The organism is Actinoplanes rectilineatus (assembly GCF_000962825.1).
Lineage (GTDB): Bacteria > Actinomycetota > Actinomycetes > Mycobacteriales > Micromonosporaceae > Actinoplanes > Actinoplanes rectilineatus.
In genome coordinates, this window is the sequence record NZ_JZKF01000099.1 from 18250 (window position 1) to 32169 (window position 13920).

Genomic DNA, 13920 nt, shown 5'->3' on the forward strand with positions numbered 1-13920 from the left:
GACCGGACGGGATGAGACGGGACCGGGACGGGATGAGACGGGACCGGGACGGGTAGCGGCTCGTTGCGTGGAGGCGTCTGTGTGGTCATCAGGGTGAACGGATGGCCTGGGTGGGTCAGAGCTGGCCGTGGTTCTCGGTCAAGGTTCGTTGCAGGCGGGCGGCCTCCGTGCCCAACCGGGTGCGCCTGCCGCGGGCGGCGACGCTCGCCACCTCGGGCAGCTCGTCGTCGGCCAGGCAGGCGGCGGCCGCCGACTCGGCGAGTTTGAGCAGGTCGGGCGCTCCCGGGCCGGGCGCGGTCAGGACTGCGGGGAGCAGGTCGCGGGTGATCGACCAGACGTGGTCGGTGGCGCCCGCCCGGTGGGCCTGGTCCAGGCCGTCGATGACGCGTTTCAGGACCAGCGCGCCGGAACTGTACAGCTCGGCCAACTCCCGGGCGACCAGGGTGCTGTCCAGGATGCCGCGGGCGGCCAGCATCAGGAACGCGTCGACGGTGGCGGTGCGGCCGGCGGAGCGGGCGGCGCCCAGCCCGTACGCCAGGCACTGGGCCATGGCCGGGCCGAACGGGCCGTCGCAGCGGGCCAGGGCGGGCAGGTGGGCGAGTTCGCCGGCCATCGTCCCGTCGCCGGCCTGGGCGAGGACCAGTTGCAGGTGGGCGGCGACGACTTCGCGGTGGCTGGGGAGCACAGCCGGCCAGGCCGCGGTGCCGTAGGCGTACCCGAGATGGTCGACGGCGTCGGCCTCGGTGAGTGCCAGCAGGCCGGGTGGGACGGTCAGGGCCGGGTGGCCGACCGGGGTGAACGTCACCGTGCGGCAGGGCAGCCGGCGGTTGTTCAGGCAGCGGCAGTGCGGCTGGCGGCCGCTGTCGCAGTCGTGGACGTGCCGGCAGGCTTGGCGGGTCGCCATGACGGCGTCGACGTCCGGGTCGGCGAGGCCGCCGTCGCGTAGCCAGCCGGCGAAGGCGTGCCCGGCGGGGGAGGACAGTTCGGTGGCGGCGGCCCGGATGCCCGGGTCGACGTCGCGGGGCAGCCGCAGCAGGGCTTGTGACAGGTCGTACGGGCCGGGCTGCCAGCCGTCGCTGTCGGCGGTGGTGAGCAGGGCGAACACCCGGGCCGGGTCGACGTGCCCGACGGTGGTCGACGGGGTGGCGAGCAGGCCGGGCGGTGGTGTGCCGCACAGCTGGCGGCCGAGTTCGCGGATGCGTTCGGCGTACATGGCCGACGCCGGGCGGGCCTGCAACTCGTCCCAGCCCTGATCGGATTCGGTCCAGCGGCGTTCGGCGACGGCGCGCAGCAGGTCCGCCCACGGTCCCGGGTGCGGGGGCTGCAGCGGGCCGAGGGCGTCGGTCAGGGCGGGCCGGTCGGCGTGGGCGAACACGGCCAGCGCGTCGAGGACCCGCTCCTCGAGCATGGGGGTGCCGGTGCCGCGGAACAGCACGCTGAGTGCGTCGGCGAGCTGGGCGGGGGAGGCGATCGGGGCCGGCATCGGCGCCGGCGGGGAGACGCTGAGCGGGACCTGGACCGGTTCCTCCTCGGCGTCGGTGCCGAGAGCGGCGAGGGCCTGCCGGCGCAGGTCGCCGTCGAGCGGGGTGGCGGCCCCGGCCAGGGCTTCCCGGCCGGCGTCACCGTAGGCGGGCAGGTGCCGGATGGCGATCTTCAGGGTCCGTTCCTGAAGGTCCGCCGCCTCACTGGCGAGTCCGGCGAGCAGGGCGTCGAAGAGAGCCGGTTCATTGGTACGGGTGAGCGTGTCCCCGATCCAGTCGAGGTGCTCACGGACCAGTTTCTTGTCCTTACGGGGCAGCACCGCGTACGACGCCTCGACGATGGCGTCCATCTCCAGCCGGCCGGCCGCGTCCAGGCTCTGCAGGGCGTGCAGGGCCTGGTCGGCGATGGCCAGGTGCGGGCTGGACAGCAGGTCGAGGTATTCGTCGCGGTGTGCCGCGTACTCGTCGAGGGTGGGGTCGAGGTGGCGCAGCAGTTCGACGAAGGGCCGCATGGCGCCGGGCCGGTCGTCCGAGCGCAGCCGCAGCAGGCAGCCGTCGAGCATGGCCTGCCGGTCGTAGAGACCGTCGGCGCTGAGCTGGGCCAGTGCGGGCGGCCAGTCGTCGCCGAGGTCGGTGCCGATCCGCGGGATGGTGAAGACGTGCTGCAGGAACAGCGGGGTACGCGGTGTCCGCAGCGCCTCCGCGAGGGGACGCCCGGATTCGCGGATGTTCTGGATCCAGCCGCGGACCACCGCCTCGCTCGACGGCGGCGGCAGTTCGGCGGCTTCCAGCAGCAGGTTGACGACCGGCCAGAGCCGGACGTTCTGCGGCGGGCGCAACCGGTCGGCCAGGGCGGTGGCGACCGCGGGCAGCTCCGCGCGGCCGGGCGAGCGCAGCAGGCGCACGATCGCGTCGACCGCCTCGGCGGGCAGCCGCCGGCGGAACCGGTCGGCTTTCAGCCAGGAGACGATCTCCGGGGCGCGGGGCAGGCAGGCGACCCCGGCGACGCAGAGCGCGGCCTCGCGTCGAGCTTCGGAGAGCTCGAACGCGTGGGCCTCGGCCTGCTGCCGGGTCTGGGCGTCGTGTGGCGTCTCGCCGGGGCGGGCGTCGAGGCTGGGGCGGGGTAGCCAGGTCAGTGTGAAGTCGGTCAGCGGGCCGGTGAACGCGCGCCGCTCCTCATCGCCGGCGGCCAGCAGCGCGCCGGTGACCCGCTCGATGTCGCCGGCCTCGATCCAGGCGGTCAGCTCGTCGAAACTGGTCAGGGCTGAACTTCCGTTTCTGAGTTCAATGATTTTTCTGACTGTATCGTCCGGTGCTCGCCGAATTCCGGGGTTTCCGGTTTCCGGTCCGGCGGCTTTCCCCAGGACCCGTCCTGAAGATATAGGAATCGTCCAGGTCCTGGTCAGGGTCTTGCCGGGAAGGAATCCGGGGGCCTTGTCCGTACGTCCACCAGAGCGTGACAGCGAACGCGGAGGTAGGCATGCGTGAGGCGGCGACGGCGGCACGGGAGATCTATCCGGCGGTCGACCGGGTCCTGCGGGAGGCCGGCGGCGGGCGGATGGCCGGGGTGCGTCTCGCGTACGAGTTCGGCCGGCGGGTGCTGCTCGTCCAGTTCGTCCGGGGCAGCTGGTTGTGCACGGCGACCGTGGATGCGGCGACCGGTGAGGTGACCGGCATCCTCGACGACGGTCTGCGGGTTCCGGACGGCGGCACGGCCGCGATGGACCGGGCGGCGACGGCGGTGACGCTGCCGTACGGCCCGGTCGGCGACGTACGGGCCGCGGTCGACGACGTCGGTGTGGCGTACGTGGCGACCGGTTCCGGGGTGGGTGTGGTGCGCCTGCGTCAGGGCCGGCGGTGGGTGCTGACGGTGGAGGAGCACCACGTCACCGGGCTGGGATCGACCCGGCAGGTGGCGCCGGTCCCGGGCGGGGTGGTCGGCACCACCCGGGACGGGCGGGCGTTCCGCCTGGACACCGGCGGGCGGCTGTGCTGGGAGACGCGGCTGCCGGCGACGGCCGCGACGGTCGGCGCCGACACCCGGGGACTGCGGGTGCTGCTGGCCACGACCGCCGGGGCGATGGAGCTGGACGCCCGGGACGGGACGATTCTCGGGCTGGCCGGCGGTCCGGTCCGCGCGGCCGCGTACCTGCCGGGTGGTGACCGGATCCTGGCCGGGCACGGCGGTGACCTGACCGTGCTCGACGACGGCGGGGAGGTCCGCTGGCGGTGGGTGCAGGGCGAGGTGCCCGCGCGGGTGTGGGCGCAGACCGGCCGGGTGTACCTGGCCGGCGAGGGCGGGCTCAAGGAGATCGTCGTGGGCGAGGGGGTGGTGGCCCGCTGGTCGGCCCCGGGCACCGGCGGCGTGGACGACGCGGTGGTGGCGGCCGGGCGGGTGCTCACCTGTTCCGGCGGGGACCGGATGGACCTGCACGACTACGGGACCGGCAGCTATCACGGGACCGTCGGTGCGGCCGGCGCTGGGCCGTCGGCGCTGACCGTGGTGACCGCGGACCGCAAGCCGTGGCTGCTCACCGGTCACCGGGACGGGACGGTGTCGGCCCGGCCGGTCCGCTGAGGTCTCCCCGCGCCGGGGAGCCGGTGTCGCGCCGCGGCCGGGAGCGGGCGGGTGATCGCGTTTCTGGGGGCCACGGGACTCCCGTCGTCGCGTACCCCTAGAGGTGTCGGGGAACGCAGAGCCGGAAGCCGATTCCGCGCCTGTTCTCGATCCAGGCGGGGTCACCCAGCTTGCGGCGCAGGGTGGCGATGTGGAAGTCGAGGGTCTTGCCGCGGCCGAAGAAGTTGGGTTCCCAGACGGTCTCCAGGATGCGGCGGCGGTCGACGACCGCGCCCGGATCGGCCGCCAGCAGGGCCAGGAGCTGGTACTCCTTGGGCGTCAGTGGCAGTGGGCTGCCGTGCAGGCTTGCCTGACGGGTACGTTCGTCGATGCTCAGCGGGCCGAGGCGGTTCTCGGTGGGCGGCTCGGCGGGCCGGGTGCGCCGGCCGATCGCCCGCATCCGGGCCACCAGTTCCCGGGTGCTGAACGGCTTGGCCATGTAGTCGTCGGCGCCGATCTCCAGGCCCAGCACCCGGTCGGTCTCGTCGCTGCGGGCCGTCAACATGATGATCGGGACGTCGCTGACCTGCCGCAACCTGCGGCAGACGTCGATGCCGTCGATGTCCGGCAGGCCCAGGTCGAGAAGGACGAAGTCACCGGTCGGCGCCTGCAGCGCGGCGGCGCCGGTGGCCACCCGGTGCGCGGTGATGCCGTAGCGGCTGAGTCCGTCGGCGAGCGGCTCGGCGATCGACTCGTCGTCCTCGACCAGTAGTACCCGCATCTGTTCCCTCTCGTCGTCCCGGTGGTGATACGTGTTCGAAGGTTCAACGGTTGAATCGGATCGGCCGTACCCATGTCCGTGATCCGTCGTCTGCTGCTCTCCTACCTGTCGCTGACCCTGGTGGTGCTGGTCGCGCTCGCTCTGCCGCTGGGCTACATGTACCAGCGCGGCGAGCAGCAGCACGCCCTGTCGCAGCTGGAACACGACGCGGAGACCCTCGCCGCGTTCATCGACACCCCGGAGTGGCTGCGCGACGAGCAGCAGATCCAGACGATGATCGCCGACGCCGAGCGGCGCTGGAACGCGCGGGTCGAACGGCTGAGCCCGCCGGGGGAGCCGGACCCGGACGGGGAGACGCCGGTGTACAGCCACATCGGCGACGACTGGCTGACCGTGATGGTGCCGATCCATCCGGGCAAACCGTCGCAGGGCTCGCTGCGGGTCCGGGTGTCCGGCGAGCCGCTGCGGGCGCGCATCCACCAGTTCCGGGCGGCGCTGGTGGCGGTGGCGGTGGCGGTGCTCGGGTGTGGCGCGCTGATCGCCACCGCGCTGGCCCGCTGGATCGGCCGCCCGGTCCGGGAACTGGAACGCGCGACCCGCAGCCTGGCCGACGGCGGTACGCCGGTGACCGCGTCGACGACGACCGGCCCGCCGGAGCTGCGCAGGCTGGCGGCGACGTTCAACACGACGGCGGCCCGGCTGCAGGAACTGATCGCGGCGCAGCGATCGTTCGTCGGGCACGCCTCGCACCAGCTGAAGACGCCGCTGACCGCGCTGGTGCTGCGCCTGGAGAACCTCGAGGACGACGTGGCCGCGCCGGGGCGGCCGAACCTGCGGGCGGCGTTGCACGAGACCGGCCGGCTGTCGGCGATGGTGGACAACCTGCTGGCGATGACCCGTGGTGAGCTGCCGTTGCCGCCGGAGCCGGTGGCGCTCGGGCCGGTGGTCGCCGAGCGGATCGCGGTGTGGCGGCCGGTCGCCGGTCAGCGGTCGGTGACCCTGGTGGTGGACGGCCCGTTCGACGTGGCGGCGCGGGCGGTGCCGGGGGCGGTGGAGCAGATCCTGGACAACCTGCTGTCGAACGCGCTGAACGTGGCGCCGGCCGGCAGCACGGTGGTGGTGCGGTGGTTGGTCACGGCATCGACGGTGGAGATCCATGTGGTGGACGCCGGGCCGGGGCTGACCGAGGAGGAGCGCGGGCTGGCGGTGCAGGCGTTCTGGAGGGCGCCCGGTGCGCCGAAGGGCGGGACCGGGCTGGGGCTGGCGCTGGTCGGCAAGCTGGCGGCGTCGAGCGGCGGGGAGGTCCGGTTGGAGGCGGCGCGGGACGGGGGACTGGACGCGGTTGTGACCTTGCCGACCGACGGTGCCCTTTTCTTGAATGATTCCAGAAAAGAGCTAGTGTTCGGGACATGACCATCACGACCGCGGCCACCCACGCCGCCACCGCGACCCCCGCCCAGGCCGACCGTCTGCAGCGCGTGCTCGTCGACCTCGTCGCCCTGCACCTGCACGGCAAGCAGGCACACTGGAACATCGTCGGACCCGGGTTCCGCGACCTGCACCTGCAGCTCGACGAACTGGTCGACATCGCCCGGGAGGCCGGCGACACCATCGCCGAACGGATGCGCGCCCTCGACGTGGTCCCGGACGGCCGGCCGCAGACGGTGGCGGCGCAGACCGTGCTGACCCCGCTCGACCCCGGCACCATCGCCACCGGCGACGCGATCGTCGCGGTCACCGGCCTGGTCCGGCAGGCCGTCGGTACGATCCGCGAGGTCCACGACGACGTCGACGCCGAGGACCCCACCACCGCCGACATCCTGCACACCGTCATCCACGACCTGGAGAAGCAGGCGTGGATGCTCTCCGCGCACCTCGGCTGACGCGAGGGACCCTCGGCAGTGGGTGACAGGAAGTGGCACCTTCGTCGGGGAGGATCGGGGCATGCCGAAGACCTCCGCACGCCTGCTGGCCCTGCTGTCGCTGCTGCAGACGCGGCGGGACTGGCCCGGCGGGCTGCTCGCCGAACGGCTCGACATCAGCCTGCGGACCGTCCGGCGTGACGTCGACCGGCTGAGGGAGCTCGGCTATCCGATCTCCGCGGTCAAGGGTCCGGACGGCGGCTACCGGCTGCGGCCCGGCACCGAACTGCCGCCGCTGCTCTTCGACGACGAGCAGGCCGTCGCGGTGACCGTGGCACTGCAGATCGCCGCCACCACCGTCGGCAGCGGGCTGGCCGAACCGGCGCAGCGGGCGCTCGGCACCATCCGGCAGGTGATGCCGGCCCGGCTGCGGCACCGGGTCAACGCGGTGAGCGTCACCGCCGTCGACCGCCCGGCGACCCGGCCGGCCCCGCCGGTCGACGGTGACGTGCTGCTGGCGCTCAGCACGGCGGTGCAGGCCCGGGAGGTGCTGCGGTTCGACTACGGCACGGAGGACCTGAGCCGCCCGCCGCGCCGGGTCGAACCGCACCACGTCGTCACCTGGTCCGGCCGCTGGTACCTGATCGCCTTCGACCTGGACCGGCGGGAGTGGCGGACGTACCGGGTGGACCGGATCGTCCTGCGCACCCCGAACGGCCCCCGGTTCACCCCGCGGGAGCTGCCCGGCGGGGACGTCGCGACGTACGTGACCAGCGTGTTCCGCGGCTCCACGGACGGCTCCGGGAACTGGCCCTGCCAGGGCACCGTCATCCTCGGCGCCCCGGCCGCCACCATCGCCCGGTACACCCGGGAGGGCCTGGTCGAGGAGCACGGCGACGGCCGCTGCCGGCTGACCGTCGGCTCCTGGTCGTGGCCGAGTCTCGCCGCGGCGATCGCCCGGTACGACGCCGACATCGAGGTGGTCGGGCCACCCGAGCTGACGGCCGCGTTCGCCCACCTGGCCCGGCGGTTCGCCAGGATCAGCGACTAGGGTCGACCATGGTCATCCCGGCGACGGTGGCCCGGTCGAAGCCGGGGAGCAGCGCCGCCGCCTCGGCCAGGCCGACGGTCCGTTCGATCAGCCCGCTGCGGCTCGAGCCGCCCCTGCCCGATCAGCGCCAGCATCTCCGGGTAGTCGGCGGCGGCCATGCCGTGGCTGCCCAGCACGTCGAGCTCCCAGCCGATCACCCGGTCCATCGGCACCCGCGGGTGGCCGCCGACCGGGGGCAGCAGCCCGACCTGGACGTGCCGTCCCCGGCGTCGCAGGCTGTGGATCGCGGCGGCGCAGGTCTGCTCGCTGCCGACCGCGTCGACCGACACGTGACCGCCGCCGCCGGTGAGTTCGGGGATCGCGGCGACGTCACCGGCGAGCAGGGTGTGTTCGGCGCCGACCGCGGACGCCGCGGCCAGCGCCTCCGGGTGCCGGTCCACCGCGATCACCCGGGCGCCCAGCGCGTACCCGATCATGACCGCGCTGAGACCCACCCCGCCCGCGCCGATGACCGTGACCCACTCGCCGGGCCGGACGCGGGCACGTCCGGCCAGCGCCCGGTACGCCGTGGCGAACCGGCAGCCCAGCGCGGCGGCGGTGGCGAAGTCGACGCTCTGCGGCAGGGCCACCAGGTTGGTGTCCGCCGCGTGCAGGGCCACCCGTTCGGCGAACGAACCCCAGTGCGTGAACCCCGGCTGCTGCTGGTCCGGGCACACCTGCGCCTGGCCGCCGCGGCACCACTCGCACCGCCCGCACGCGCAGACGAACGGGACCGTCACCCGGTCGCCGACCGACCAGCGGCGGACCTGCGGGCCGACCGCGGCCACCACCCCGGCCAGCTCGTGCCCCGGCACGTGCGGGAGGACGACCTCCTCGTGCCCGGCCCAGGCGTGCCAGTCGCTGCGGCAGAGCCCGGAGGCCATCACCCGGAGAACCACCCCACCGGGCGGGGCGACCGGATCGGCGACCTCACGGACCTCGGGCTGGGAACGGACGGCATCGAACACCACGGCGCGCATCCGCCCATCCTGGCAGTGGTCACCGCCAGGGCTGGACCGGGGAGGACCCGTACAGTTGCCGGCTCTGCGGCGGGATCGGCACGGCCCGGCGCCGGGGTTGCCGGCGGTACATCCGGTTGCGTTCCAGGGCGATCCAGTCGCGGCCCTCGACCGCGATGGCCTCCAGTACGCGGACCGCGCTGGAGATGCCGGAACTGTCCTTCGCGAGCCGTACCAGGTCGTCCGGGTCCTCCCGGAGCAGGTCCACGGTGCCGGTGTCGAAGTGGTCCACCAGCACCGGGATCTTCTGCCGGTCGACCAGGTTCAGCATCAGGGCCTCCCGGCGGACCACCTTGTCGGTGCGGGTCGCCGCGTACGCCTCGTCGTCACTGAGCACCCGGGGCCGCCCGTCGTCGAACCGGACACCGACCTCCTTCACGTCCGCGGACACGATGGCCTCGTACCGGAAATTGTTGCGCCGTTCGCCGACGAACTTGCCGGAGGCGAACTCGAGACGCGCCTCCACCTTGCGGACGCCGCCCTCGGTGAGCAGGAACAGCAGCACCGTGTACGCCGAATGCCGGAACGGCCCGCCGACGAACCGGGCCCGGGCGCTTCCCGGCGCGGCCTCCGTCAGGGCCACGTTGGTGACGACGTCGTGGCTGGTCAGGCGGCAGTCCGACATCACGGATCGCTTGAAGTAGGCGAGGTCCAGGGCCAGCCAGCGGCCCATCTCGACGTCGGTCGGACGGTCGGCGAGGTGCGCCACGCGACGCTGGTGCGCGACCTTCTCGGCCGCCCAGCGCACCTGGTATTCGGCGGTGTCCAGCTCGATCCGGCGGCGCTCGCCGTACAGCACCATGACACCGGTGCGGCCGACCCGGACCGCGGCGTACAGCAGGCCGACGGTCAGCAGCAGCGCGAAGAACCGGAAGTTCAGCAGCGTGACGGTGGCGATCACCGCGGCGCAGGCCAGGGCGGCCAGGCCACCGAGGTAGCGCGGCGAGGTGAGCGGCGCGGGCCGGTGATCACGCCGGAACCCGGCGAGGCCGTGCGCCCGCCAGCGCCGGACGATGTCGTCGGCGTGGTGGTCGACCAGCCAGGCGATGGCGGTGGCCGGGGTCCCGGAGCGCGCGTACAGGTCGACGAGATCCCCGTGCAGGCAGGCCCGCAGTCCCCAGGTCTCCTGCCAGTACGCGTCCCGGGTCTGGTCGGCGGGCTGCCGGGACGAGAACGCGGCCTGGATCATGGCGGTGACCGCGTCGGAGAACCCGTCCTGAGGTGCCATGGTGCCCGGCTGTGCGATCGCGGCCCGTTCACCGCGGATCAGTTCGGCCTCCTTGGCGGACTGGCGGCTCTTGCGGTACGCGTACTCGACCAGCTGCCGCCCCGAATACCAGCCACCCGCGCCGAGCAGGGCCAGGACCAGCAGTGTCACCGGGACACTCGCCGTGCTCAGCGCGCCGAGCAGCGTCCACAGGGCGAGGAGCACGATCGCGGCGGCCCCGGCGACCGGACGCCAGGCGGTGCCCGGCGGGGTGGCCAGTGGCACCTTGCGGACCGGGGGAGCCGGGTCGGGTTCGAAGAACTTGGGCACCCGGGTACGCCGCTCGCCCGTCATCCGTTCGACCCGGACGTGCTCGTCGCCGCGCTGCTCGACACCGTCGCGCAGCAGGTGCGCGAGGAACTGGTCGAGGTGGTTCTCGATCTCCAGCCGGTCGTCGGCGGGCAGCTGGGCGTGGGCGTGCAGGGCCTGCGCGTACGCGTCGGGGCTGCCCCGCCCGTCCGGGCCGACGTCGAGCACCGCGTCGACGAAACACTGGATCACCCCGACCGACCGCCACCACCGTCCGCTGGGATGGTCACCGGCCATCGACAGCGCGTGCTCCAGCGCGGCGAAGTCCTCGTCGTCGAGGTCGCTGGGCCGGCGTCCGCTGAGCACGGCCAGCGCCCAGTGGTAGGCGACCTCGGCCGAGCTCAGCCCACCTTCCAGGACGGCCGCCCGGATCCGTTGCCGGGCCAGGCCGGGCAGCCCGCCGTGCAGGTAGTTGACCGCCACCCGGAACTGCTCCTGCGGCTCCGGCCCGGCCTGGTAGATGTGCGCGTCGCCGTGCAGCACCCCGATCTGCGTGTCGACGTACGCGTTCCCGTCGTTGACGAACACCTGCTCGCTCACGCGGCACCGCCGCCCGCCGCCGCCAGGATCGCCGCGACCGCCGTGCCGATCCCGGCCACGTCCCCGACCAGGCCGTTCAGCCGGCGTAACGCGGTGCGGACCTGCCCGTCGGCGGTCGCCGTCCGGGCCGTCTCCAGGTCCTGTTCGGCGGCGGTCAGCGTCTCCGTGTCGATGTCGCCGCGCCGGTGCGCGGCGGTGAGCAGGGCGGGCAGGTCACCGAGTGCGGGGGCGGCGCCCTGGTGCAGGCCGCCGCTGAGGTGGCCGATCTGGGTGCCGACCCGGGCGTTGCCGGAGTTGGTGAAGACGCTCTGGTGATATGTGGACATCGTCATTCCCGTCGTGGTCACGGCATGGTCGGAACAGACCACGGAACAGGCTTACGGCCGTACCCCGTTCAGGGAAGCCGACGAGAACACGAAAGACTCGTGTGAGGGCCGCTGATCTGTGCCGATGCGGACTGGCCGGAATGCGACAGCACCCGTCCGGCGTCAGCCGCAAGGACACCCGCCGGGCGCCGATCGGCCACACCCGGCGACCGGCGTCGATGCCGTACCGTGCCGGACGTGGCGCGGAACCCGCACCTGGTCGGCGGGCTGCAGGGCCTCGCCCTTCGCGCCGGCCCGGTCAGCACCACGACGGACCGGGCCGACGCGACGTTCCGCCGCGCTTCCTGACGGCTTTCTCCGGGGTACGGGGAAAGCCCGGTCCCGTCGTCAGCCGGGCAACGCCAGCGCGCCGGACCGGACGGCGGCCACCACGCCACCGTCGACGAGCAGGTCGGTGCCGGTCACGAAGGTGGACTCCGGGCCGAGGAGGAAGGCGGCCGCGGCCGCGATGTCGCCGGCGGTGCCCAGCCGGCCGGTGCCCGAGGCGTCGATCATGGCGCGCATCGAGGCGCCGCTCGCCCCGGCGAGTTCCTCCTGGCCCATCGGGGTGGCGATGACGCCGGGGCTGATGCTGTTGACGCGGGCACCCCGGGCACCCCAGGTCAGGCTCGCCGCGTGGACCCGGACCTGGTTGGCGCGTTTGGCCACGCCGTACGCGGTGGCCGCGTCCGGGATGGCGTCCGCCTGGAGGTGGGGGAGGGCCAGCAGTTCGGCGGCGGGGGTGGTGGCCAGGACGGACTCCATCTCGGCGGGCAGCCGCCCGGCCGTCAGGGCGCCGGCCATGCTGGCGATCACCACACCGGCGCCACCCGGCGCCACCACCCGGCCGAACTCCTCCAGCACCAGGGCCACGCCGAGCAGGTCGACCCGCAGGACCGCGTCGGCCGGCGCCTGCACCGGGGACAGGCCGGCGGTGTGCGCGACCTGGGTGACCGGTCCCAGCCCGGCGGCGGTCCCGGCCAGCGCGGACACCGACGCGTGGTCGGCGACGTCGACCCGGGCGGTCGTCACCGTGTAGCCCTCGCCGCGCAGCGTGCCGGCGACCCGTTCCAGGGTGCCGGTGTCGAAGTCGGCGAGCAGCAGGTGATGCCCGGTTCCCTGCCGTCGGGCGATCGCCTCGCCCATGCCACCCACCCCGATGACCACCACGACTGACATGTGTTCCCACTTTCGTTCGGTTGTCCGGGCAATGTACGAGACTTTTTGTCTCGATAAAAGGCCGGGCGGGGTTGATAGCGTTTCGGCATGGTGGAGGTTCGGCGTGGACGCGCCCGCAGCGAGGCCACCCGCCGGGCGATCCTGGACGCCACCCGGGACGAGCTGACCCTCCACGGGTACGACAAGTTGTCCATCGACCGGATCGCCGCCGCGGCCGGAGCCGGCAAACAGACCGTGTACCGGTGGTACCCGTCGAAGGTCGCCCTGGTCGCCGACTGCCTCCTCGCCGACCGGGTGTTCGACGGCGTCGCGCCGATCGCCGACACCGGCGACCTGGACCACGACCTGCGGGTGTGGCTGGGCGCCTTCGCGGCCCAGTTCGACCGCCCGGACACCGCCGCGTTCATCCGCGCCGCCACGGCCGCGGCGGCGGAGAGCGACGAGGTGGCGGTCCGCTTCTACGAACAGAGCACCGCGGCCGCGGAGGCAGCCCTCGCCGACCGGCTGCGCGCGGGCGAACAAGCCGGCCAGTTGAGGCCCGGGGCGGCGGCGGCTACCGCGCAGTCCCTGATCGGCGCCATGCTCTACCGACTGCTGACCCGCCAGCCGGTCACCGCGGCCTTCGCCGGGCGGCTCGTCGACGCACTGCCGGTCCTCGGTCGCTGAGGACGGCACTGCCCGGTGGTTGCGGCCAGTGCCATCCGGTGGTTGTGGCTAGATATGTTTCGTGGTCAGGGTGCGAAGCCCATCCGCGTGGTGATTTCGGGCGCGCTGGACGCCCCAATTCACCACACCCGTGGTGGTGTGGTGATTACGGGCGCGCTGGACGCCCCAATTCACCACACCCGTGGTGGTGTGGTGATTACGGGCGCGCTGGACGCCCGAAGTCACCACGCTGTTGTGGGTGTGGTGAATTCGGGCGTGCTGAGCGCCCGAAATCACCACAGAGGCAGACCCTGACTGCGAGGTGTCTAGTGCCATCCGGTGGTTGAGGACGGCACGCCCGCCACGTCCGACAGCCACCTGCGACGGCTCGGGGTCGTCAGCCGTCGTTCACGGTCGCTTTCGGTTGGTGGGTGGACCGTGGGTGGCGGCTGGGTTGGTCGAGCCGTTGTTCGTGGTTGTTCAGGGGGCGAAGTCCAGCCCTCGGCGACGGCTCGGGGTCGTCAGCCGTCCCTGAGGGTTGTTCTCGATCGGCGAACGGACCGTAGGTGACGGCTGGCGATCCTGAGCCGTAGGAGAGGGCTGTTCGGCGGGCGAGGGACAGCCCTGGGCGACGGCTCAGGGGTGTCGGCCGTCGGTCAGGGTTGCTTCTGACCTTCGGATGAGCCGTGGATGACGGCTCGAGAATGTTCGGCCGTCGTCTACGGTTCGGTCGCCGTTCGTCGTCTGGCCGTCTTCTGGTGGAAGCGGACGCGAGCCGGTGGGGAGCGGGCGCGGGGCGGGCCGGGCGCGCCGCCGGTGGGCGGC

At 73.3% G+C, this 13920-nt stretch carries 11 protein-coding genes; 5 read left to right on the forward strand and 6 right to left on the reverse strand.

Annotated elements, in window-relative coordinates:
- Window positions 1-115: 115 nt before the first annotated feature.
- Window positions 116-2986, reverse strand: a complete 2871-nt coding sequence (locus WH85_RS40090) for a DUF6493 family protein (RefSeq protein WP_157411523.1) — start codon at window positions 2984-2986, stop codon at window positions 116-118.
- On the opposite strand from WH85_RS40090, the gene WH85_RS40095 reads away from it, so the two are divergent.
- Window positions 2962-4059 carry a hypothetical protein gene (locus tag WH85_RS40095; protein ID WP_052721149.1) on the forward strand — a complete coding sequence of 366 codons (1098 nt, stop codon included), beginning with the start codon at window positions 2962-2964 and terminating at the stop codon, window positions 4057-4059. The genes WH85_RS40090 and WH85_RS40095 overlap by 25 nt on opposite strands.
- Window positions 4060-4156: 97 nt before the next feature.
- Here the strand turns inward: WH85_RS40095 and WH85_RS40100 are convergent, their stop codons facing one another.
- Window positions 4157-4819 (reverse strand): response regulator transcription factor, encoded by a 663-nt coding sequence (locus WH85_RS40100; RefSeq protein WP_045747396.1) that lies wholly within the window; start codon window positions 4817-4819, stop codon window positions 4157-4159.
- Between the two features lie 72 nt (window positions 4820-4891).
- Between WH85_RS40100 and WH85_RS40105 the strand changes: the two genes are divergently transcribed.
- The 3 genes from WH85_RS40105 (at window position 4892) to WH85_RS40115 (ending at window position 7732) form a co-directional block, all read left to right on the forward strand.
- Complete coding sequence (locus WH85_RS40105; RefSeq protein ID WP_052721150.1) at window positions 4892-6232, forward strand: sensor histidine kinase; 1341 nt, start codon at window positions 4892-4894, stop codon at window positions 6230-6232.
- Window positions 6229-6702, forward strand: coding sequence for a Dps family protein (locus tag WH85_RS40110; protein WP_045747397.1), 474 nt, complete (start codon window positions 6229-6231; stop codon window positions 6700-6702). The genes WH85_RS40105 and WH85_RS40110 overlap by 4 nt, the downstream gene beginning before the upstream one ends.
- A gap of 61 nt (window positions 6703-6763) precedes the next feature.
- Window positions 6764-7732 (forward strand): helix-turn-helix transcriptional regulator, encoded by a 969-nt coding sequence (locus WH85_RS40115; RefSeq protein WP_045747398.1) that lies wholly within the window; start codon window positions 6764-6766, stop codon window positions 7730-7732.
- On the opposite strand, the gene WH85_RS40120 is transcribed toward WH85_RS40115, so the two are convergent.
- The 4 genes from WH85_RS40120 to WH85_RS40135 all read right to left on the reverse strand — a co-directional run bounded on the left by WH85_RS40120 (window position 7729) and on the right by WH85_RS40135 (window position 12450).
- Complete coding sequence (locus WH85_RS40120; protein ID WP_245674300.1) at window positions 7729-8751, reverse strand: alcohol dehydrogenase catalytic domain-containing protein; 1023 nt, start codon at window positions 8749-8751, stop codon at window positions 7729-7731. The two genes, WH85_RS40115 and WH85_RS40120, sit on opposite strands and share 4 nt — an antisense overlap.
- Before the next feature lie 19 nt (window positions 8752-8770).
- A complete protein-coding gene (locus tag WH85_RS40125; RefSeq protein WP_045747399.1) occupies window positions 8771-10906 on the reverse strand; it encodes a hypothetical protein in 2136 nt (711 codons plus the stop codon).
- Window positions 10903-11232 (reverse strand): hypothetical protein, encoded by a 330-nt coding sequence (locus WH85_RS40130; protein WP_157411524.1) that lies wholly within the window; start codon window positions 11230-11232, stop codon window positions 10903-10905. The genes WH85_RS40125 and WH85_RS40130 overlap by 4 nt, the downstream gene beginning before the upstream one ends.
- A gap of 387 nt (window positions 11233-11619) precedes the next feature.
- The gene (locus WH85_RS40135; RefSeq protein ID WP_045747401.1) at window positions 11620-12450 is read right to left on the reverse strand and encodes an SDR family oxidoreductase; all 831 of its coding nucleotides are present in this window, start codon (window positions 12448-12450) and stop codon (window positions 11620-11622) included.
- Window positions 12451-12537: 87 nt separating this feature from the next.
- Here WH85_RS40135 and WH85_RS40140 point away from each other — a divergent pair, with 87 nt between their 5' ends.
- Window positions 12538-13116: a TetR/AcrR family transcriptional regulator gene (locus WH85_RS40140; protein ID WP_045747402.1), complete on the forward strand. Its 579-nt coding sequence runs from the start codon at window positions 12538-12540 to the stop codon at window positions 13114-13116.
- Window positions 13117-13920 lie beyond the last annotated feature (804 nt).